Genomic DNA, 20,605 nt, shown 5'->3' with positions numbered 1-20,605 from the left:
GATTGCGATAGTGCTTCGCTCCAGTGGGTTGATATAAGTCAACTCAGGGCTAGAAATAGCCTTTGATTCCAGGGTCTAACGATTTTACCGCGATGGCATCCTACCTAGGCATTGGTGTATTTGACGCGCTCGGGCATCCAGCGTTCGATCAGCGCCTGAGCAGACTGGGGCCAGTGCTGATGAATATGGCGCGCCAGACGCTGAACCTCGGGAATCATTGCCTGATCGCGTAGCAAATCGGCAACTTTGAACTCTGCATTGCCGGTCTGTCGGGTGCCTAACAGCTCGCCGGGACCGCGTATCTCCAGATCTCGCTGCGCAATGACAAAGCCATCATTGCTGTCTCGTAATACCTGCAGGCGCATTTGGGCGGTCTTACTCAGCGGTGACTTGTAAAGCAGAACGCAGTGGGAAGCAATGGCGCCACGGCCGACACGCCCACGCAACTGGTGAAGCTGGGCGAGCCCGAGACGCTCGGGGTTTTCAATAATCATCAAGCTGGCGTTGGGGACATCGACGCCCACCTCGATAACGGTGGTAGCGATCAGTAGTTGAATCTGACCGCTTTTAAACGCCTGCATGACCTGCTGCTTTTCTTGGGCTTTCATCCGGCCGTGGACCAGTCCGACCGTCAGCTCAGGCAATGCCAGCTTGAGCTCTTGCCATGTTGCCTCGGCGGCCTGTGCTTCCAGCAGATCTGACTCTTCAATCAGGGTACAGACCCAGTATGCCTGGCGCTGCTCGTGCCGGCAGGCCTGACGTACTCGCTCGATAATATCAGGGCGGCGCGTATCGGGGATGGCGACGGTGGTGACCGGTGTGCGCCCGGGGGGCAGCTCATCAATCACCGAGGTATCGAGATCCGCATAGGCGGTCATCGCCAGGGTGCGCGGGATGGGTGTAGCGGTCATAATCAACTGGTGAGGGTGGTAGCCCTGCGCCAGCCCTTTTTCCCACAACGCGAGCCGCTGGTGGACACCGAATCGATGCTGTTCGTCTATGATAACCAGCGCCAGTCCGGCGAATTGTACCTGTTCCTGAAATATGGCGTGGGTACCGACCACCATACTGACGCTGCCATCGGCAATGGCCTCCTGAGCGCTGAGCCGGGCTTTGCCTTTTTGCTTGCCCGCCAGCCAGCCAACATGAATACCGAGTGGTTCAAACCATTGCCGGAAATTATAAGCATGCTGCTCGGCCAGTAATTCTGTCGGCGCCATCAGGGCAACCTGCTTGTTTGCGCCGATAGCGCGCAGTGCGGTCAGGGCGGCAACCAGGGTTTTGCCCGAACCAACATCGCCTTGCACCAGTCGCATCATCGGAACGCTCTTTATCAGGTCCTGCTCTATTTCAGCCACCACCCGCTGCTGAGCACCGGTCGGCGTAAACGGCAATGAAGCCAGGAACAGGTCCTTCAGCGGGTGATCGGCAGTAAGGGGTAACGCCCGGTCTTTCTGCACGCCGGCGCGTACCGCCAGCATGCTGAGATTATGCGCCAGCAGTTCTTCCATAATAAGACGCTGCTGGGCAGGATGCCTGCCCTGTTCGAGTTCAACCAGTGAGATTTCAGGCGGGGGACGGTGCAGCAGCTGCAAAGCATCCGGCAGGCTGATTAAGCTGCGGCCAAGTTCAGGCGGCAGCAATTCGGCGATGTGATGCCGCTGGAGCAACTGCAGCGCCTGATCGGTAAGGTTGCGCAGTGTCGCCTGTCTGACGCCGTCCGTCGTCGGATAAACCGGCGTCAGCGAGGTGGCAAGCAAAGGACCGTCCTGGTTATCACCCAGCACATGGTATTCGGGATGGATGATCTCCGCGCCGATCTGGCCTCGGCGGATTTCTCCGTAGGCAGTGACCTGCCGGCCCGGGGACAGGCTGTTTTTCATCGCGGCATTGAAATTGAAAAAGCGCAGCGTGATAACCCCGCTGTCGTCACGCAGCCGACAGGTCAGCATGCGGCGGCGGCCAAAACTGATGTCGGTATTGACCACCTCGCCCTGTACAGTGGCGAACATGCCGGGAAGTGTCTCGCCGATGGCATACAGGCGGGTACGATCTTCATAACGTGACGGCAGATGGAGCAGCAAATCCTGCAGGTTTTCCAATCCCAACCGAGCAAGCCTGGCCGCCTGTGCCGGGCCGACGCCTGTCAGAGAGTTCAAGGGGAGGGTGTTCAACATCTGGCCTTGCATAGTTCTCTGCTCCGTGGCGTATCGGTTAACCTGGGGGCCAGCGTCGGTTGGCAGAGACCGGCCCCCAGGTCAGTTACGGTTGCGGGTCACTTTGATCACATCCGGCATGATACGGATTTTACGCATAATATTGGCCAGATGGATACGGTCATTTGTTGTCAGGCGGATAAAGGCGCTATAGACGCGGCCGTCTTTTTCTTCCGTATTCAGGCTCTGGATATTGGAATTGGCGGCGTTGATTGAGGCGGTCAGGTTCGCCAGCGCGCCCTGATGATTGAACATCTCCACTTTAATCTCAGCGATAAACTCCTGCTCGCTGACTACGTCCCATTCCACAGGCATGAATTTCTCAGGCTCTTTCTGGTAACCGCGGATATTACGGCAGGATTCGTGATGCACTACCAGCCCTTTACCTGGGCTGACATGGGCGATGATCGGATCACCGGGGATTGGACGGCAGCATTTGGCGAAGGTGATAAGCACCCCGTCAGCCCCTTTGATAGGCAGCGTTTTAGGCCCTGTCTGTGTCATATTGGAAGGGTCGCCCTGCAGATTGCGGGCAATTACCACGCTCATGGCGTTGCCAAGCCCGATCTCGGCCAGCAAATCATCCAGGGTCGCCAGCTTCATCCGATCAAGCTCATGCTGGATATTCTGGGGCGGGACTTCAGTCAGCTTGCGGCTGCCGCCAAGCGCATGGTTCAACAGACGGCGGCCCAGTCCTACGGAATCATCGCGCTTGAGATTTTTCAGCATCTGACGGATTTTGGCGCGCGCTTTGGAGCTGACGACAAAATTAAGCCAGGCGGCATTCGGCCGTGCGCCGGGGGCGGTGATGATTTCAACCGTCTGCCCGCTGCTCAGGGATTGCGAAAGCGGATAAGGCTGGCGATCTACCCTGGCGCCGACGCAGGCATGACCGATATCGGTATGGACGGCATAGGCAAAATCCACTGGAGTGGCGCCGGCGGGCAGCTCAACGATCCTGCCCTCAGGCGTAAACACGTATATCTCATCAGGAAACAGATCAGATTTAACGCTTTCGATAAACTCGAAGGAACTGCCGGCGCTTTGCTGAAGTTCAAGCAGACTCTGCATCCAGCGCTGAGCGCGGATCTGAGCGGTAGTCCCGGGTTCACCCTGCTCTTTATAGGCCCAGTGAGCGGCTACGCCCATTTCTGCCATTTGGTCCATGTCTTCGGTGCGGATTTGCACTTCAACCGGCACACCATGGGGACCAATCATCGAGGTATGCAGGGATTGATAGCCGTTGGCCTTGGGTATAGCGATGTAATCCTTCACCCGCCCTGGGCGCGGTTTATACAGGCTGTGCATCTGTCCCAGTACGCGGTAACAGGTATCCACTTCACCGACGATCACCCGAAACGCATAGATATCCATAATGGAATGAAAGCGCTGTTCTTTCAGGTGCATTTTGCAGTAAATGGAATAGAGGTGTTTCTCGCGTCCGCTGACCCGGCAGGGAATACCCGCTTCGATAAGCCGGCCTTCTATTTCAGAGAGGATTTTCTGAATCATCTCCTTGCGATTACCGCGTGCCGATTTTACAACTTCCTTGATGACCCGAAAACGATTGGGATACAGCGCTTCAAAACCCAGCTCTTCTAGTTCGGTTTTAAGGTGGTGAATACCCAGGCGGTGAGCCAGTGGGCTATATATCTCAAGGGTTTCGCGGGCGATGCGGCGGCGTTTATCCGGACGCAGGGCGCCCAGAGTCCGCATATTATGCGTGCGGTCAGCCAGTTTGATAAGCACGACGCGGATATCCTGCACCATCGCCATGATCATTTTGCGGAAGTTTTCCGCCTGGGCTTCTTTTTTATCGCGGAATTTAAGCTTGTCGAGCTTCGATACACCTTCGACCAGTTCGGCAACGCTCTTGCCAAACAGCTGTTCCATATCCTGATAGGTGGCTGGCGTATCTTCAATCACATCATGCAGCAGCGCTGCCATGAGGGTTTCATGATCGAGACGCATTTCAGCCAGGATACAGGCAACGGCAACCGGATGGGTTATATAGGGCTCGCCACTGGAACGAGACTGCCCCTCGTGGGCATCGCGTGCCACAAGGTACGCCTGCCGGAGGAGTTTTATCTGATCCTCGGGCAGGTAACGTTCAATAAGCAGATTCAGACTTTCAAAGAGATACAATTGCGAATCGTAGCCTGGAATTAACGACGGCCTTCAGCGATAGCGGTTACCGCCTGGATCTCTGCGGCTTCCTGCTCTTGCTGCTCCTGGCGATCGCGTAAATCAAGAATCTGGTTGGTGATCAACCCTTCTTCGATTTCGCGCAGCGAGATAACGGTAAATTTATCGTTTTCTTCCGGTACCAGTGGATCCTTGCCGCCGACCTGCAATTGTCTTGCGCGACGTGCAGCGACCAGCACCAGGTCAAAACGGTTACCAATTTTTTCGACGGCGTCTTGTACTGTTACGCGTGCCATGATTCTGTACTCCACTGATGAAGAAATGACTGGGCATCATACTGAAACTTGTCTCAGTCTGCCATTAGTTTGGTGATTAATGCGTAATGACGTAGTTTTTGACGCTCAAGACGCAGTTTTTCAGCGCGGATAATGGTTTTCAAGTCCATTAGCGCTGTGTTGAAATCATCGTTCACGATCAGGTAATCATACTCTGCATAGTGCGTCATTTCGGCAACGGCCTGCGCCATCCGCTGAGTAATGACCCCTTCACTGTCCTGCCCGCGCCCGCGAAGGCGGCGCGACAGCTCTTCTTTTGAGGGCGGCAGTATAAAAATGCTGCGGGCAAGCGGCATTCTCTGCCGTATTTGCTGCGCCCCTTGCCAGTCAATATCCAGGAACACATCCACGCCGGTGGAGAGCGTCTGGGTGATAGTTTCGCAGGACGTGCCATAATAATTACCGAACACTCTGGCATGCTCAAGGAAGGCATGCTCTTCGATCATTCGTTCGAATTGTTCCACGGAAACAAAGAAATAATGCTCTCCGTGTTTCTCTCCAGGGCGAATCGGGCGCGTAGTATGTGAAATCGATACTTGCGTATCGTAAAGCGGCTGTGTTTTGAGCAAAGCCTGGATCAGGCTGGATTTCCCCGCGCCGCTTGGAGCAGAAACAATGTAGAGCGTACCTTGGACCATAATGGGATATTCAGCTGAAGTTGAAGGAGCGATCTGTGAAAATGAAACCATGCATCATTATACACAGCATTTAACCATCATGCAGCCTTCCTTTTCAGCCTTTAGCGCCAGATACGGCGCCAAACCTGGCTTGGTGTCGTTACTGCCGTCTGGATTGTCAGGCCGGATAAATACCGCGGCCATTACCCAGGTTGCAGAATTCCCGAATGCGGCCCTTTATCCGGCAAACCGATTGCGTACTGCACTTATAAAAGGGGGCGGGCAGAGGATTACAGTGGCAATTACAGCGAATTTACTCATTCAGCAGTGGGTTAGTCAGATAATTATCAAGCCTATTTAATGTATTATCAGTTTATGGCTAAACAATAAGGCAGGTTCAGGCTATGCAAGCGGCAAATTCTTTCCGCCTGCATAACCACACTTACGAGATTAACATCATAAATATTTAATAATCGACTAGTAAAAAATTCATTTCCGTGTCCCAAACGTACTTATTATTTTTACGCAATTTCCAGCGTAGGTTTTTTGGACCATTCAATTGGGGTGCCGATTATAAGTATTGAGTAAGGCTAATGTCTTTTTTACTAAGATTATTGAGCTACTGGAATCAATAAGCCTTCCAATCAAGTTGCCTTACTTTTGATTAACTTCCAGCGCTGTGCAAATTTCATGAAATTTTTCCAATTGCAGTTCATTGAGCGGGGCAAACATGCGCTCAAGGATAACCTGATGGGTCTGCTGGGCAAATTGCAACTTATCAAGGCCTTTTTCAGTGATATAAACGTGCTTGACGCGGCGGTCGGTAGGGCTCTGCTGGCGCTGCAGCATTTCGTCTTTTTCAAGAGCATCCAGAACAGTTACCACAGTACGAGAGGAGAAGCCCATATAGTTCTTGATATCAGTCGCGCTGGTTTTGCCGCGGGTAATCAACTGCAGAATTTTCATTTTAGACATCGACAGCCCATCGTTTACCAATTGACCATTGACTTCTTTTTTCAGGCGATGATAAATGCGTGATAAAGATTCAACCATGACTGATGTATCGATTACTTTTTCCATTTTTTCTTCTCTCTTTATATTACAGCGATGACTATTTAAAATACAGGTGTGTCAAAATCTTCTGATGATCTTAAAAAGATTAATTTTTTTGTAAAACAATGTCAGGAGCCGCCAAAATCTTAGGGCTCTACAAAAGCATACATTTTTAATTAATTCTTCCTACTAAACCCTACAGAGCTTTAACGTTAACTGACAAATAACCGGATGCTGTTCAACTCCATTACGCTGAGTATTTCGGCTGAAAGAGTATCCCGTACTTTGTCTTTCTCTTGAATAACGCAACCAATAACAATTAATCCGGATATTCATTATTGATGACGGGGAGCAGTTTATATGAATATTTCCATTTTTGAAATATGACTAATTAAAAAATACGAATGTATAATGTAAATATAACAATGATTATATGTTTTTAGATTTTATTAGTGCAATGGTAAATTAATATCTGGCTATTCATAAGTTCTCTATGCCTTTTCAGCTGTCAAAAGTCGTTGAATGACATGGTCTTTTTTATTATCGACACCTCAAACAATAACTTCAGCGAAATGTGATACAAAGGCATAGAATCGCGTCATGTTTGAAAATAATTTGATATTTTTTCCTCACAAACATATCTGCTGCGTGCTTTTCAATGCACGTTAATACGTATAACCTATTGATATATATGATTTGATGTTTTTTATTTTTTTAGATAAAGTCAGTGGAAACTAGTTAATATCTATATTAATCAATATATTATGGCGTTACAGCGCATTGGCAGTGTCGCCTGGCATGAAAAATCACCACTGGCCGCTGGCGCAGACAGTCAATAGCTGATCATTCATCCCTGATGTCAGCCTTTGGGGCCGGTATGCAACTTCTCTTTTCGACCCCCTGTCACTTCCTGGTCGGTAGTTTATCTATAGTAATAGCAGATGATAATGGGAGGAAACACGTCTATGTTCAGCCATGTGCAGTTGGGAGCCAGGGATTTGTCGCGGATGATACGTTTTTATGATGACGTTCTTGCGGAACTGGGGCTCAAACGAGCGGCCAATGTTGACGATATCGCCGGGGTCATATGGAAAAAAGCAGGTCAGAGATGGCCGCAGTTTGTGGTCAATGTTCCTTATAATGGGTTGCCGGCAACCTGGGGGAATGGATGTCAGATAAGCTTTGCGGCCGTTTCGCCGGATGCGGTGGCGTCCGCCTGGTCAGTGGCTCTGGCCTGCGGCGGATATGATGAAGGGGAGCCTGGAATAAGGCCCCTATACAATGAAGACTTCTATAGCGCCTATTGCCGCGATCCTGAAGGCAATAAACTGAGCTTTGTTTTCGCCGGCGGCTTGAGCGATTCCTTCAAAGGTATTTAAAGAACACCGTGGTTGCGGTCAGAGTACCATCCGGCATCAGAGCATAATCGGGTATGATTCCCGACTGCTGCCAGCCCAGACGGGGATAGAGTGATTCGGCACTGCTGCCGGTGGCGGTATCGAGTACCAAAAGCATTTTCCCTTCTCGCCGAGCCCACGACTCGGCTTTTGTCATTAGCGCCGCGCCTATCCCCTGTTGCCTGGCCTGTCGATGCACCAGTAATTTCGCCACATCAGCCCGATGAGGCTGATTTTCCGGTTGGGCAAGCATAAGCTGGACGGTACCGACGATACGCGTAGTCGCATCACGGGCGACAAGTAAAGCGATCTCCCCGGCTTCGATTTGTTTATTCCGACTCTGCCAATATTGAGCCGCACGATCTGGGGTAAGGGAGGCCATAAAGCTGACTGAGGCGCCGCCTTCGACGCAATCCAGTAAAACATCGGCCAATTCAGACAAAACCTTGCCATCGTTCAGGGTATCTAATCGTTCAATTGCTATCCTGTGCATTAAATTCACTGCCTGTTTGGCTGACAATACCAAATTGATTATGATGGTTTTCTGCAACGGCTTCTAGCCATTAGCGAGCTGAATTACTTATAGGAAATATCATGGACTTACTTTGGCAAAGCTGGCACCACAATGAGCTTGATACCCGGACGCTGTATGCCATCCTGGCATTGCGAAACCGGGTTTTTATTATCGAACAGCATTGTCTGTATCAGGATGTAGACGGTAATGACTTGAAGAATGATCACCGGCATATCACCGCTTTCAAAAATCAAGAGTTGATCGCCTATGCACGTATTCTTACCCACGACCAAGGGGTAAGCATTGGACGGGTGATTATTTCTGAGCAGGCAAGAGGGTATAAACTTGGCCAGCAATTGATGACGCGTACTTTAGCTGACTGCCACGCTTTCTGGCCCGGTCAGAAAATCTCCCTCTCTGCCCAGGCTCATTTGCAGGATTTCTACCGGCGCTCCGGTTTTACAGCGACAACGGACGTTTATGATGAAGACGGAATTCCACATATAGGCATGACTTATAGGCCACTTTGAACATGGCCTGCTCCGTTCTATGGTCGACAATTAAAGGCGATGGTGCTTTTACAGTCTGATTACTTACTCTGAGCCACCGCCCATGCTACCTTTTTTCCGAGAGGCTCATTTCTGCAGAAATACCCGGACCGAAGCCAGCGATAATGCCTCGGTCGCCGCTATTAAGACTACCAGCCTCCCACATTCTGCGATAGGCTTCAAACACTACTGAGCTGGCAATATTGCCGCAATTCACCAAGGTGTCTCGGCTGAACGCAAATTTCTCACGGGCAACGCCTAGATATTTGCATAAATCGTCCAATATTCTCGGTCCACCGGCGTGGATAATGTAGTAGTCAAGATTATCGATTTCCCAGCCACTGGCCGCAGCCAGTTCCGTCATTACCGGCGCCAGCGGTTCCATGGTACCCGGCACTCTTTTGTCCAACCTGAAATGGAATCCACTGTCTTTTACCTGGTAGCGTATCCATTCTTCGGTGTCAGGAATTAAATAGCTGCTGTTTTTAAGCAATTCAAGCCCGGCACCTTGATCAGCAGTAACCACTGCCGCGGTTATTGCATCTCCGAACAGGCCATCGGAAAGCAGGCTACCAATGTCGCTATCGGTAGGTTGATAGCTAAGGGAACAGAATTCGCAACTCACGATGAGCACATTACTGCCGGGATGCGCGGCAATAAAATCTTTGGCTCGATTAATAGCCGCACCGCCCGCGGCGCAGCCTAACTGGGCGATAGGAATTTGCACTGTATTATAGGGTAAGCCCATTTTATTGATGAGCCAGGCCGTCAGAGAGGGCATAAGGAAACCTGAGCATGAAACGAAAATAATGGCTGATATATCACCGGGCATTATCTCGGCATTATTCATGGCTTGGCAAATCACATCAGGAACCAGTCGTTTTGACTGATATTCAAACACCGCATTCCGATAGCCGAATCCGGGATGCAAAGAGGCTAATTCAATGGGCTGAATAATATGCCTTTTTTTAACGCCAGTGTTGTTGATCAGATCAATGGCTTTTTTGAGATTCGGACTGTCCTTAAATTCCCTTTTGGCTAATTCAATGGTTTCTTCCAGGGTGATTATATATTCTGGCAGGTACAAAGCAGGTTTATTTAATATAGGCATTGTTAACTTTTCTCCATGTCGACTGACTGCTTAATATATATGGCTTGAATTTTTATTATTGAATTTAGGGTGAGCAGTGATTTTGACAGTCTGGTTTTTTTTTGTCAATTGAGGGTGAAATATGAATAAAATAATTGTTGCGTTTTTAAAAAACTGTTTATTCAATGTTTTAGGCGATTACCGGGCGTGAATATTTAGACTGCTGTAAGGATTAAGCAAGAATAAATATAACTTTTACCCATGAGAAATAACCTGTCATATGATGTAACTGCTAACAGGATGGCTTGGCAGAAAATTGCATAGGTAAAGAAGATATTCACAACAAAACGCTGATGTTGATATCAGTATTTAGTTATAATCAATTCGATAGGATTGTGTGAGATGTAACTCGTTAAATAGTCAATTATTGCTAGTTGCGATGCGCTAGTGATTAATCTGTAATAGATCCAGGCCGATGGATGCCAGGAATATTTTAATGTGAGGTTATGCCCCGGTATAAAGGACAACCCAATGAAGCGTAAAGGCATTATTCTCGCAGGAGGCGCAGGCACCCGATTACACCCCGCCACGCTCGCCATTTCAAAACAGTTATTGCCGGTATTCGATAAGCCGATGATTTATTACCCGCTCAGCACTCTGATGCTGGCTGGTATCAGAGAAATTCTTGTTATCTCCACCGAACAGGACATCCCTCGATTTCAACAACTGTTAGGAAGTGGCGAGCAATGGGGGCTACAGCTTAGCTATTGTGTGCAGCATACTCCTGATGGTCTGGCTCAGGCATTCATCCTGGCTGAGGATTTTATCCAGCAACACCCTTGTGCGCTCATTCTCGGGGATAACATTTTTCACGGTAACGACCTGCCTAAACTACTGCAGCATGCAATGCAGAATGAACAGGGTGCCAGTGTGTTTGCCTACCACGTCACTGATCCGGAGCGGTATGGCGTGGTGCAGTTCAATGCCTTGGGCGATGTACTCAGCCTGGAGGAAAAGCCTGAGAAACCGCAATCCAATTGTGCCGTAACCGGACTTTATTTCTACGATAAAGAGGTGTGCCGGCTGGCAAAAACATTAGCGCCTTCGTCTCGGGGAGAACTCGAAATTACCGATTTAAATCGATTATATCTGGAGCAGGGCAGATTAAAAGTCGAGGTAATGGGACGGGGCTATACCTGGCTTGATGCCGGGACACACAAGTCCTTGCTCGATGCCAGCCAATTCATTGCCACCCTTGAAACCCGCCAGGGTCTCAAGGTGTGCTGTCCGGAAGAAATCGCCTATAAACAGCACTGGATAGATGATATCCAGCTTACCCATCTCGCCCAGTCTCTGATTAAAAACGGCTACGGGGAATATCTGTTGTTTCTGCTTAAAGAGAATGCGCTATGAAATCCATCCGACTGTCCATTCCCGATGTTGTTCTGGTTGAGCCACGTCTGTTTGAGGATGAACGCGGTTATTTTTTTGAAAGTTTTAATCTGGAAAAATTCCAGCAGGCGGTTGATCGGGACGTTTTTTTTGTACAAAGCAACGAATCTTTATCTGTTCAGAATGTTATCCGTGGTCTTCATTATCAGATTGAACGCCCTCAGGGCAAGTTGGTCAGGGTGGTGGAAGGGGCTGTGTTTGATGTCGCAGTTGATCTTCGCACTGATTCGTCAACCTTCGGTCATTGGGTAGGAGCGACACTTTCTGATGACAATAACCATCAACTCTGGATACCTGAAGGATTTGCCCATGGTTTCCAGGTCTTGTCCAGAGAGGCAAAATTTCAATATATGGTAACCGAATACTGGTGCCCCTCTTATGAACGGTGCATACGCTATGACGATCCCGATATCGATATAGTCTGGCAGCAGCTTGCCGCACCTGATGGCCATCTCCTTGAGAGGAGCGTATCAGCAAAAGACCAGAATGGGACTGCCCTGGTAATGGCCGAGGTATTTTGATAGATGATGAAAATTCTTATTACCGGTGGAAGCGGCATGCTGGGAGCGTATGTCACCAGGGCCTGCAATATCTCTCGATATAATATTGTCGTTGCCGATCGCAGCAGGCTGGATCTGTCTCATCCGAGCGCCATTGAACATTACATTAAAGAAATACAGCCTCAGGTAATATTGCATTTCGCCGCAGAAACCGATGTCGATTTATGTGAACGTGATCCTCGGCGGGCGGGTATATATAACCACCTTGCCACCGAACATATTGCACGCGCTTCTGGGGCTTGCGGAGCATGGCTTTTATATATCTCCTCTTCTAACGTGTTCGGCGCAGAGGGTAAAACCTGTTACAACGAATTAGATATTCCTTTACCTACAAATTACTACGGTCGCTCCAAGTTGATGGGCGAGCTGGCGGTACGGGCACATTGTCCTGACAATCATCTTATCCTGCGCGCCGGATGGATGATCGGCGGTGGCCCGGAAAAGGATCACAAATTTGTGGGGAAAATTGTTCAGCAAATCAAAAGCGGCGCTACGGAACTCAGAGCGGTAAATGATCGATTAGGCAGCATTACCTACGCGGGTCAACTTAGCGATTTCATTATCTGGGCAACCGAGCATCGTCAGACCGGAACGCTGCATTTTGCCAGTTGCGGCACTATCAGCCGTTTTGATATCGCCAGAGCTATCGGTGATATTCTTGATTTCAAAGGCAATATTCACCCGGTCAAGTCATCGCTGTTTCCTCTTTCTGCGCCACGTCCTTTTTCCGAGGGCATTGAGTCAGTCTATCTCTCATTAGCCGGTAAGGCATTTATTCCCGGCTTCTGGAAAGATGACCTGGCAAAATATGTGGCATCATTTCAGGTCTGATTGTTCAATCTATGAAAAATAAAATCCTTAGCTTCTTAAAATTCAAAAGGCAATTTGGCCTGGGTAATACCGCCATCTTTGCGCTCTATAAATGTTTTCCGCGGTTTTTTGTCCTGTTGCATCAAAAGGTAGGGAACAGCGGGCATTCTACCTGGCCGGAAATGGCTTTTGTGCAACCGGTGATGGTAATCAATAAGGTGCTGGATTATCAGTCTTGGTCAGACTATGGCGGGGCACTGCAGCCTGTAACGGGAGACGCTACACGTCCAACCTATATCTGGTTTGTACCAGACTGGTCCAATGTTTGGGGCGGGGGACACTATACGCTGTTTCGATTTGCCAACCACTTTGCCAGTTATAATAGTAGGAATATCATTTTTATCTATAACAATGAAAGGCATGACAGTTCGGCCACACTTCAACAGGAATTGATGGCGGCGCTGCCCGATTGTCGGCTGGAAGTGATTATCGATCCCAAGCTCCTGCCTGCCTGTACCGGAGCGATTGCCACCACCTGGCAGTCGGCCTATCACGTCAGGGCATTTAATTTCACCAAGACTAAATTCTACTTTATGCAGGACTATGAAAGTCTGTTTTATGCCTATGGCACCGACTCTTTACAGGCAAATGCCACCTATGGCTTTGGCTTTGTGGGCATTACCGGCGGCGGCTGGCTTAAAAAATGTTATCAGTCCCATGGTGGGCATGCCGAAAATTACCTGTTTGCGGCCGATCGTGACATTTTTTATCCATCCGAAGCCGACGGCAGGGTTAGAGATAAAGTAAAGAGGGTGTTTTTTTATGGCCGTCCTTCTACCGAACGTCGTTGTTTTGATCTGGGCATGGCGGCATTGCAAAAAATTGCCGAAAAATACCCGGATGTTGAGATTGTCATTGCCGGGCTTGATCTCAAGTCTCAGCCGCCTTTCCCTGCCGTCTTGCTGGGAAATATGTCGCTTAAGGCAACCGGACAGCTTTATCGCACCTGTGATGTGGGTATTGCATTTTCAGCGACGAATCTTTCTTATCTGCCGGTAGAATTAATGGCATCCGGAGTGCCCGTTATCTCCAATTGCGGAAATCAGGTGGAGTGGCATTGTCGCCATGGGCAAAATGCCTGGCTCGCTGACCCAGTACCAGAGACCATCCTTGAAGCGTTTACCCGGCTTTATGATGAGCGAGCACTGCGGCAGAAATTAGTCAATGGCGGCCTGGCGACGATGGCGCATATAAGCTGGGAACAACAAATGTCACGCATCTATGAGTATGTGGTCGCTAATAGCCGTTAATACAGCCGTTAATACAGCCGTTGATGAAGCAGTTGATAATCGCTAATCAGAGCTTTTGCTGTTGGATGTCGGCATCCGGCCTGCTTTGAACCCATCGCGAACGCCCAGCAGCATCATTTTCATCCGTTGCCATCTGGGCGCCGCCAGCAGCGTAAAAAAAAGAAAAAATATCATTAGCCGATAAATATGTGCCAAGCGCCATGTCAGGCTCATCGGCGTGCAGCCTAGCAGCAGCAGGGTATTACGGAATATAAAATAGTTTCGCTGCGGGCTGTGTGCCGGAACTTCACGCCAGCGGCCCAGCCAGATACGAATAATAGAATCACCCAGACAGTGAATGAGGCAGGCCTTGCTGGCGCCGTACAGATGATATCCCCGGCTGGCGGCGCGAAAACACCACTCCGTATCCACCTGATCAATAAACAGCTCATCCCTCATCAGCCCGACATCTTTGAGCACTCGGCAGCGGATGAGCATTCCCGACGCAATCAGAAAATCTGTTTCTATGCAGTCGGCCGCCGGGCCGGGAAACTCGCGCCTGATTAAAATACCCCGCTTGCTGACAAATCCAGAACGGGTGAGCGTGCGACGGTCGATGCAGCTTGGGCCCACGGCGCCCACCTGCTGATGTAACATCAGTTGTCTGGACTCGACCAGCAGTAATTGTTTGACCATGTCATCAGCCGGCAGACTGTCATGATCAAGCAACAGGACGTGGGAGGCGTTTAATAGCCAAGAGATCCGGATGCCGGCATTCTGGGCTGCCGCGATACCCTGATTTTCACCCATAATGAAAAGATGGCGATGATCATCTGCCTCTGTCAGCTGAATCAGAGCGGCCTGACGTCCGGTATCGGATGCGTTGTCGATGATAATGATGTCTGCCACCTGACGGCTGAGGGATCCGATAACTTTTTCCACCCTATAAATCTCAGGATTAAATGTGACGATAATGGCACACACGTGCGGTATAGACTTCTCCATCATACCTCCTGCCGCAGACTGGGCTTTAATAAGCATGCTTGCGCCTACCGGCTAATGATATTGTGCTTCCAGCCAGTCAACATAGCTGCCGTTTGTCACTTGTTTGACCCATTGGGCATTACCCAGATACCAGTCCACCGTTTTATTCATTCCTGATTCAAAGGTTTCAGCGGGCAGCCAGCCTAATTCTCTCTCCAGTCGGCTAGCGTCCAAGGCGTAGCGTATGTCATGCCCCGGTCGGTCAGGGATAAAGCGAATCTGCCCGGCGTAAGACTGACCGTCAGATCGGGGTCTCAATCGGTCCAGCAGGGAGCAGACCAGGCGGACCACTTCAATATTGGTTTTTTCATTTTTCCCGCTGATATTGTAAGTTTTGCCTGCTTTACCTGATGACAGAATCGCTTGCAGAGCCTGACAATGGTCTTTTACATATAGCCAGTCGCGGATTTGCTGTCCGTCGCCATATACCGGCAGGGCTTTACCGGCCAGGGCATTATGAATGGTCAGCGGAATAAGCTTTTCCGGGAAATGGTAAGGCCCATAGTTATTAGAGCAATGAGACGTCAGCACCGGTATGCCATAAGTCCTGCAATACGCCCGCACCAGATGATCACCCGAGGCCTTACTGGCCGAATAAGGGCTATTGGGCGCATAGCGATTATCCTCTTTGGCGGGGGGGGCGTCCGCCGCCAGAGAGCCGAAGACTTCATCTGTCGAAACCTGTAAAAAACGAAACGATGCACGCAGTGGTTCAGCGGCCGCCTGCCAATACTCACGCACCGTTTCGAGCAGGTTGAATACGCCGAGAATGTTAGTTTGTATAAAGGGGGCGGGATTGAGAATTGATCGGTCAACATGGCTTTCTGCCGCAAAGTTGATGATCGCCCGGGGCTGATAGCGTGCCAGAAGCGTACCCAGTAACGCCCGGTCGCCAATATCTCCCTGAACGAACTGATGGCGGCCATCGGTGGAGAGGGACGCCAGGTTTGTCATATTGCCGGCATAGGTGAGTTTATCAAGATTAACAATGGTTTCGTCCATTTGCTCAAACCAGTGCAGGATGAAATTACTGCCTATAAAGCCGGCTCCGCCGGTGACTAATATGGTCATATGGTTAAATCTTCTTGAATAATGCGGCGAACAGCAGGCCCAGATTGCCTAACAGCGTCTGTCGATAGATCCCGGACTGGCTTAGTACCATAAGACGAGGAAGCAGCCAGGCATTGCGTGCGGCGGTAAAAGTATGGAGCAATCGCCGGTTTTCCGGCTTTAACCGATTACTGAGTCTATTCAGCGCTGTAATGTTGCAATCGATCCAATTCCTGAATTCCCCTTGCCAGAGTTTACGAAGTCTCACCCATTTATTGCGTAGGCCAGTATTGGTGCCGACGACATTTCGGGCATGTTGCCGATAACGTACTGATGGATATTCATCGTAGATGATATCTCCGCCGCAACCGGCAATAACAAGATAGGCCCACCAATCATGAGAAATGATGTTCACCTGCCCGGCCTCGACCAGCAGTCGCCGTGCCGCATGATTGAAGATCATGGTATTTGCACCGCCCAGGCTTTGTATAAGGGCATTCGCAAAACTGGGCGGCCTGGTAAACAACGGAGAAAAACCCAGTTCTCTGTCCCACTGGTCTACTATACGGGTTCTGGAGCAATACATCGCCGGATGATCCGCGGCTGTTTGTTGTATAAGCGACAGGGCGCGGGAGAGTTTATTGGGTTCCCAGATGTCATCCTGATCGGCAAAAGCATAATATTCGGCTTGGATATCAGTATTAAACACTAGGGACATAAAATTAGCGGCAAACCCCTGTCCCGGTCCGGATACCAGTTTGAGCCGCTGGGTTCCCCATTTTTGTTGAAATGACGCAATAAGCGGCAGGCTGTCATCTTGGGAGCCGTCATCGGAGATCCATACGGTCCACTCGATGCAGCTCTGGCCGGCTATCGATTCCAACTGATGAGACAGATAATCTTGGGCATTGTAAGTACCCATTAAAATAGCGACCCTGATGGGTGATTGCTCGCTGTGGCGTATTGTATTCACTTCATTCCCCCACTGGCAGAAAATCATCTCGAATTCAACCCATGACGGAATATGACGCCTGTATTATGGCGCTGTTTCATCACGGCGTCCGAGTCAGTATACTTACAGTAAAAGCTCATACTAGATCAGAACGTAATACTCATGAGTGTTTATAAAATTATTAACTAATTAACTTGATCTTGCTCGGTGAAATAAATATTTCAGTATCTAAAATCGTGAATTTCATTGCGATAAGGTAATATGAGGCTAAATAAGAAAAGTTATTATGAGCGATTGTTTATACTTTCCCAATCCATCCGTATTAATATGAATCAATCACGTTAAATTCGGCGATTGATTTATTTACCAAGTAAATGCCTTCGCGAGATTAAATGAAAAAAAACCAAGTATTCTGAAAGTGAGCAAAGAACAATAGTCAGTCAAAAATGCCGGGAATTTTGACAGTCATTTTTCATTAATAAGAGCAGCTGTGGCCATGTATCGTGCTTTTAAAGATGTGAAACAGACCTTGCATCACCATCTGCCGATGATTTTTCATCTGGCATACAGTGATACCAAGGCCAGATATAAACGCAGTATGCTGGGGCCTTTATGGCTTACCCTGGGCGCGGCTATTGGTGTGGTGGGTTTGGGTCTGGTCTGGAGCCAACTGCTGAACCAGCAACGCAGCCAGCTTATCCCTTCGCTGACGGTAGGATTGATTCTGTGGCAGTTTATCTCCGGCTGCGTGACTGAAAGCACCGCCGTTTTCGTCAGACAGTCGCAAATCATCCGCAATCTACAACTGCCCTATTTTATTCATCCTCTGCAACTGATGGCGCGTCAATCGATCACTCTGGCACATAATCTGCTGGTGCTGGTCGGCGTGCTCTGTGTTTATCCTCAGCCTGTCGGCTGGGTGAGTCTGCTGGCGGTGGTCGGGCTGGCAATCGTATTAATCAATCTACTGTGGATATCAGTGGTCCTGGGGCTTATTGGTGCCCGATTCAGAGATGTGGAGCAGATTGTCCAGTCGCTGATGCCTATTATATTTTTTTTGACGCCAGTGATTTATAAAGCGGGCCATGCTGGCGTAAATCAGGCAATTATCTGGCTGAATCCCTTTACTTATTTTATTACTCTGGTGCGTGATCCGATATTCGGTGTGGTGCCGGATCCCTTTGTCTATCAAGTCACACTGGCAATGGCGATAGCCGGTTGGATCTTCACCCTGGCCCTGTTCAGTCGTCATGCAGGTCGTCTGGCATTCTGGATTTAATCATGGCAACGCTTATCTTTGAGAATGTGACGGTGACATATCCTATTTATAATGCGCACTCGCAATCCTTGCGCAACCAACTGGTACGCATCGGCACCGGCGGGCGTATAGGCGGGCAGACCGGTACCATCGTTACCATCACTGCATTAAACAATATCAGCTTCGCGCTGCACAGTGGCGATGCTGTGGGTCTGGTCGGGCATAATGGCGCGGGCAAAAGCACCCTGTTGCGGACCATGGCCGGCATCTATGCCGCCACCGCCGGCAACATTCAACGCAGTGGATCGGTGGCGACGGTTTTTGAACTGGGTGCCGGGATGGATCCGGAATTGTCCGGCTATGAAAATATACTACGGATGCTGTTACTGATGGGTAATTCCCTCGCCGATGCCAAGGCAAAAGTGCCGGATATAGAGGATTTCAGTGAACTGGGCGATTTTCTGGTATTGCCGGTGCGTACCTATTCATCGGGCATGACCATGCGGCTGATGTTTGCTGTCGCCACCTCGGTCAGGCCCGATATCCTGCTGATAGACGAAATGTTCGGTACCGGCGATGACCTATTCCAGAAGAAAGCCGAGGCCCGGATGCAGGACTGGATTGCCGGCTCGGATATCTTTGTGTTTGCCTCCCATGATCGCAGCCTTATCAAGCGGCTGTGTAACCGGGTGCTCCGACTGGAGCATGGGGACGTTTATGAGGATGATATCGATCGGTTACCCTGATGTAGGTAGCTTAATGGAGCAATAGCCCTTTCAGCCGCTGCAATCCAGTCAGCCGCTGAAAGGGTTCACCGAGTGCCGCCTACCACCAGATTATCGACTTTCAAGGTAGGCTGACCGACGCATACCGGTACACTTTGCCCGGCTTTACCACATACGGCAACGCCGCGATCCAGGGCCAGGTCATTGCCTGCCATGCTGATCTGGCGCAACGTTTCCGGCCCATTACCGGTAAGCGTGGCACCTTTGACCGGGGTGGTGATTTTGCCGTTTTCAATCATATAAGCCAGCGCGGTCTGGAAACTGTACTGCCCGCTAACGATATCCACCTGGCCACTGCCCAGGTCGGCCAGATATAACCCGTTTTTGACTGAACCGATGATTTCCTGTGGATCATACTTGCCGTTACGCATAAAAGTATTGGTCATACGCGGCATCGGCAAATGGGCATATGACTGACGGCGGCCGTTACCGGTGGGAGGCAATCCCATCAGGCGGGCACTCAGGCTGTCGTGCATATAGCCTTTGAGTATACCGTCTTCAATCAGCGTCGTGCACTGGGTCGGTTGTCCTTCGTCATCCACGTTCAGCGATCCCCGATGTCCCGGCAGGGTGCCGTCATCGACGATGGTAATACCTGGCTGAGCCACGCGTTCACCCAACTTACCTGAATAGACGGATGTCCCCAGCCGGTTAAAGTCGCCTTCAAAGCCATGCCCCATGGCTTCATGCAGCAGCATGCCCGGCCAGCCGGCGGCGATGACCACGGGCATACTGCCGGAAGGGGCGGCTATCGCTTCCAGATTAATCAGAGCCGATTTAACCATGCCGCTCACCGCCGTCTGTAAAGCGGCATCATTAAACAGGTTAAAATCCCCGCGCCCGCCGATGCCGGTACTGGCTGATTCTTTGACGCCATTTCGTTCGACTATTACACCGATGCGCAGCACCAGCATCGGCCGGATATCTGCCGCCTGGTACAAATCATGGCGCAGCAGATAGTTCACCGAGTGGGTTAACTCCAGACTCGCTGTGACCTGGACCACTCTGGGATCCTGGGCGCGGGTCAGCCGGTTTATTTTTTGCAGCAGGGTGATTTTTTGCTCTGTATCCCGCGCAAGTATTGGATCGTCGGCGATAAAATGCCGCCGGTCAGCGAAGCATGCCGACCCAATGGCGAGCGGAGACCTGCCTGGAGCAGCAATGGTTTTCACCGATCGGGCGGCATGTTGCAAATGCTTCAGATCGATGTGCTGGGAAAAGGCGAAGGCGGTCTGGTCATGCTCAAGCGCACGTAGACCAAAGCCCTGGTCAACGTCGAAAGAACCAAAGTTGACCACGCCGTTTTCCAAAAACCAGCTTTCACGCCGCAGGCTCTGGATATACAGATCGGCATAATCGACCTGATGGCTCAGCACCGAGCCCATGATATCCTGCAGTCCGTCATCGGTGAGATTGTTTGATTCCAGCAACAGCTGCTTTACCCGCGCCAGATGGGGGGATGTGACCTTTACACTCATGATAAAACTCCT

The 20,605-nt window shown here is 50.0% G+C and carries 20 protein-coding genes; 9 read left to right on the top strand and 11 right to left on the bottom strand.

The window, feature by feature from the left end; genetic code table 11:
- Positions 1-104: 104 nt before the first annotated feature.
- The 4 genes from recG to gmk form a co-directional block, all read right to left on the bottom strand.
- Complete coding sequence (gene recG, locus EDC52_RS16285) at positions 105-2,189, bottom strand: ATP-dependent DNA helicase RecG (protein WP_131866760.1); 2,085 nt, start codon at positions 2,187-2,189, stop codon at positions 105-107.
- A gap of 69 nt (positions 2,190-2,258) precedes the next feature.
- Positions 2,259-4,361, bottom strand: a complete 2,103-nt coding sequence (spoT, locus tag EDC52_RS16280; protein ID WP_131866758.1) for a bifunctional GTP diphosphokinase/guanosine-3',5'-bis pyrophosphate 3'-pyrophosphohydrolase — start codon at positions 4,359-4,361, stop codon at positions 2,259-2,261.
- Between the two features lie 20 nt (positions 4,362-4,381).
- Positions 4,382-4,657, bottom strand: coding sequence for a DNA-directed RNA polymerase subunit omega (rpoZ, locus tag EDC52_RS16275; RefSeq protein ID WP_131866756.1), 276 nt, complete (start codon positions 4,655-4,657; stop codon positions 4,382-4,384).
- 53 nt (positions 4,658-4,710) lie between these two features.
- Positions 4,711-5,334: a guanylate kinase gene (gene gmk, locus EDC52_RS16270; RefSeq protein WP_131866754.1), complete on the bottom strand. Its 624-nt coding sequence runs from the start codon at positions 5,332-5,334 to the stop codon at positions 4,711-4,713.
- A 1-nt stretch (position 5,335) separates the two neighbouring features.
- On the opposite strand from gmk, the gene EDC52_RS16265 reads away from it, so the two are divergent.
- Positions 5,336-5,674, top strand: coding sequence for a hypothetical protein (locus tag EDC52_RS16265; RefSeq protein ID WP_131866752.1), 339 nt, complete (start codon positions 5,336-5,338; stop codon positions 5,672-5,674).
- Between the two features lie 293 nt (positions 5,675-5,967).
- On the opposite strand, the gene EDC52_RS16260 is transcribed toward EDC52_RS16265, so the two are convergent.
- Positions 5,968-6,393, bottom strand: a complete 426-nt coding sequence (locus EDC52_RS16260) for a MarR family winged helix-turn-helix transcriptional regulator (RefSeq protein WP_131866750.1) — start codon at positions 6,391-6,393, stop codon at positions 5,968-5,970.
- Between the two features lie 938 nt (positions 6,394-7,331).
- Here EDC52_RS16260 and EDC52_RS16255 point away from each other — a divergent pair.
- Entirely contained in the window at positions 7,332-7,745 is a 414-nt protein-coding gene (locus EDC52_RS16255; protein WP_131866748.1) for a VOC family protein, read from the top strand.
- Here the strand turns inward: EDC52_RS16255 and EDC52_RS16250 are convergent.
- Positions 7,732-8,256 (bottom strand): GNAT family N-acetyltransferase, encoded by a 525-nt coding sequence (locus EDC52_RS16250; RefSeq protein ID WP_131866746.1) that lies wholly within the window; start codon positions 8,254-8,256, stop codon positions 7,732-7,734. The two genes, EDC52_RS16255 and EDC52_RS16250, sit on opposite strands and share 14 nt — an antisense overlap.
- A 101-nt stretch (positions 8,257-8,357) precedes the next feature.
- On the opposite strand from EDC52_RS16250, the gene EDC52_RS16245 reads away from it, so the two are divergent.
- Positions 8,358-8,807 (top strand): GNAT family N-acetyltransferase, encoded by a 450-nt coding sequence (locus EDC52_RS16245; protein ID WP_131866744.1) that lies wholly within the window; start codon positions 8,358-8,360, stop codon positions 8,805-8,807.
- 85 nt (positions 8,808-8,892) lie between these two features.
- Here EDC52_RS16245 and EDC52_RS16240 read toward each other — a convergent pair whose 3' ends face one another.
- A complete protein-coding gene (locus tag EDC52_RS16240; RefSeq protein WP_131866742.1) occupies positions 8,893-9,936 on the bottom strand; it encodes a type III polyketide synthase in 1,044 nt (347 codons plus the stop codon).
- Positions 9,937-10,446: 510 nt separating this feature from the next.
- Here EDC52_RS16240 and rfbA point away from each other — a divergent pair.
- From rfbA to EDC52_RS16220, 4 genes are read left to right on the top strand one after another with little or no spacing between them, the layout of a single operon-like run.
- Positions 10,447-11,328, top strand: coding sequence for a glucose-1-phosphate thymidylyltransferase RfbA (rfbA, locus tag EDC52_RS16235; protein ID WP_131866740.1), 882 nt, complete (start codon positions 10,447-10,449; stop codon positions 11,326-11,328).
- Positions 11,325-11,888 carry a dTDP-4-dehydrorhamnose 3,5-epimerase gene (gene rfbC, locus EDC52_RS16230; RefSeq protein WP_131866738.1) on the top strand — a complete coding sequence of 188 codons (564 nt, stop codon included), beginning with the start codon at positions 11,325-11,327 and terminating at the stop codon, positions 11,886-11,888. Before rfbA ends, rfbC begins: the two co-directional genes overlap by 4 nt.
- Before the next feature lie 3 nt (positions 11,889-11,891).
- A complete protein-coding gene (locus tag EDC52_RS16225; RefSeq protein WP_131866736.1) occupies positions 11,892-12,758 on the top strand; it encodes a dTDP-4-dehydrorhamnose reductase family protein in 867 nt (288 codons plus the stop codon).
- 11 nt (positions 12,759-12,769) lie between these two features.
- Positions 12,770-14,047: a glycosyltransferase family 4 protein gene (locus EDC52_RS16220; protein WP_131866734.1), complete on the top strand. Its 1,278-nt coding sequence runs from the start codon at positions 12,770-12,772 to the stop codon at positions 14,045-14,047.
- Positions 14,048-14,089: 42 nt separating this feature from the next.
- On the opposite strand, the gene EDC52_RS16215 is transcribed toward EDC52_RS16220, so the two are convergent.
- Genes EDC52_RS16215 through EDC52_RS16205 form a run of 3 tightly spaced genes read right to left on the bottom strand, consistent with a single transcriptional unit; the run spans position 14,090 to position 17,093 of the window.
- Positions 14,090-15,034 (bottom strand): rhamnosyltransferase, encoded by a 945-nt coding sequence (locus EDC52_RS16215; protein WP_230468076.1) that lies wholly within the window; start codon positions 15,032-15,034, stop codon positions 14,090-14,092.
- A 48-nt stretch (positions 15,035-15,082) separates the two neighbouring features.
- Positions 15,083-16,141 (bottom strand): dTDP-glucose 4,6-dehydratase, encoded by a 1,059-nt coding sequence (gene rfbB, locus EDC52_RS16210; RefSeq protein ID WP_131866732.1) that lies wholly within the window; start codon positions 16,139-16,141, stop codon positions 15,083-15,085.
- A 4-nt stretch (positions 16,142-16,145) separates the two neighbouring features.
- Positions 16,146-17,093 carry a glycosyltransferase family 2 protein gene (locus tag EDC52_RS16205; RefSeq protein WP_230468075.1) on the bottom strand — a complete coding sequence of 316 codons (948 nt, stop codon included), beginning with the start codon at positions 17,091-17,093 and terminating at the stop codon, positions 16,146-16,148.
- 475 nt (positions 17,094-17,568) lie between these two features.
- Between EDC52_RS16205 and EDC52_RS16200 the strand changes: the two genes are divergently transcribed.
- A complete protein-coding gene (locus tag EDC52_RS16200) occupies positions 17,569-18,351 on the top strand; it encodes an ABC transporter permease (RefSeq protein WP_131866730.1) in 783 nt (260 codons plus the stop codon).
- A gap of 2 nt (positions 18,352-18,353) precedes the next feature.
- Positions 18,354-19,076: an ABC transporter ATP-binding protein gene (locus EDC52_RS16195; protein WP_131866728.1), complete on the top strand. Its 723-nt coding sequence runs from the start codon at positions 18,354-18,356 to the stop codon at positions 19,074-19,076.
- Between the two features lie 65 nt (positions 19,077-19,141).
- On the opposite strand, the gene tldD is transcribed toward EDC52_RS16195, so the two are convergent.
- Positions 19,142-20,593, bottom strand: a complete 1,452-nt coding sequence (gene tldD, locus EDC52_RS16190; RefSeq protein ID WP_131866726.1) for a metalloprotease TldD — start codon at positions 20,591-20,593, stop codon at positions 19,142-19,144.
- Between the last annotated feature and the right edge of the window lie 12 nt (positions 20,594-20,605).

This window comes from Biostraticola tofi (assembly GCF_004343195.1).
GTDB lineage: Bacteria > Pseudomonadota > Gammaproteobacteria > Enterobacterales > Enterobacteriaceae > Biostraticola > Biostraticola tofi.
Note: the sequence above shows the minus strand (reverse complement) of the source record. Positions and strands in the feature narration are given on the sequence as shown.

What these genes read in the sequence shown, in the direction of transcription:
- EDC52_RS16260 (WP_131866750.1), bottom strand. Translation starts at nt 6,393, where the DNA reads ATGGAAAAAGTAATCGATACATCAGTCATGGTTGAATCTTTATCACGC.
- rfbA (WP_131866740.1), top strand. Translation starts at nt 10,447, where the DNA reads ATGAAGCGTAAAGGCATTATTCTCGCAGGAGGCGCAGGCACCCGATTA.
- EDC52_RS16220 (WP_131866734.1), top strand. Translation starts at nt 12,770, where the DNA reads ATGAAAAATAAAATCCTTAGCTTCTTAAAATTCAAAAGGCAATTTGGC.
- EDC52_RS16240 (WP_131866742.1), bottom strand. Translation starts at nt 9,936, where the DNA reads ATGCCTATATTAAATAAACCTGCTTTGTACCTGCCAGAATATATAATC.
- recG (WP_131866760.1), bottom strand. Translation starts at nt 2,189, where the DNA reads ATGCAAGGCCAGATGTTGAACACCCTCCCCTTGAACTCTCTGACAGGC.
- EDC52_RS16200 (WP_131866730.1), top strand. Translation starts at nt 17,569, where the DNA reads ATGTATCGTGCTTTTAAAGATGTGAAACAGACCTTGCATCACCATCTG.
- EDC52_RS16255 (WP_131866748.1), top strand. Translation starts at nt 7,332, where the DNA reads ATGTTCAGCCATGTGCAGTTGGGAGCCAGGGATTTGTCGCGGATGATA.
- EDC52_RS16195 (WP_131866728.1), top strand. Translation starts at nt 18,354, where the DNA reads ATGGCAACGCTTATCTTTGAGAATGTGACGGTGACATATCCTATTTAT.
- EDC52_RS16245 (WP_131866744.1), top strand. Translation starts at nt 8,358, where the DNA reads ATGGACTTACTTTGGCAAAGCTGGCACCACAATGAGCTTGATACCCGG.
- gmk (WP_131866754.1), bottom strand. Translation starts at nt 5,334, where the DNA reads ATGGTCCAAGGTACGCTCTACATTGTTTCTGCTCCAAGCGGCGCGGGG.
- rfbC (WP_131866738.1), top strand. Translation starts at nt 11,325, where the DNA reads ATGAAATCCATCCGACTGTCCATTCCCGATGTTGTTCTGGTTGAGCCA.
- EDC52_RS16225 (WP_131866736.1), top strand. Translation starts at nt 11,892, where the DNA reads ATGATGAAAATTCTTATTACCGGTGGAAGCGGCATGCTGGGAGCGTAT.
- EDC52_RS16250 (WP_131866746.1), bottom strand. Translation starts at nt 8,256, where the DNA reads ATGCACAGGATAGCAATTGAACGATTAGATACCCTGAACGATGGCAAG.
- rfbB (WP_131866732.1), bottom strand. Translation starts at nt 16,141, where the DNA reads ATGACCATATTAGTCACCGGCGGAGCCGGCTTTATAGGCAGTAATTTC.
- tldD (WP_131866726.1), bottom strand. Translation starts at nt 20,593, where the DNA reads ATGAGTGTAAAGGTCACATCCCCCCATCTGGCGCGGGTAAAGCAGCTG.
- EDC52_RS16265 (WP_131866752.1), top strand. Translation starts at nt 5,336, where the DNA reads ATGGGATATTCAGCTGAAGTTGAAGGAGCGATCTGTGAAAATGAAACC.
- rpoZ (WP_131866756.1), bottom strand. Translation starts at nt 4,657, where the DNA reads ATGGCACGCGTAACAGTACAAGACGCCGTCGAAAAAATTGGTAACCGT.
- EDC52_RS16215 (WP_230468076.1), bottom strand. Translation starts at nt 15,034, where the DNA reads ATGATGGAGAAGTCTATACCGCACGTGTGTGCCATTATCGTCACATTT.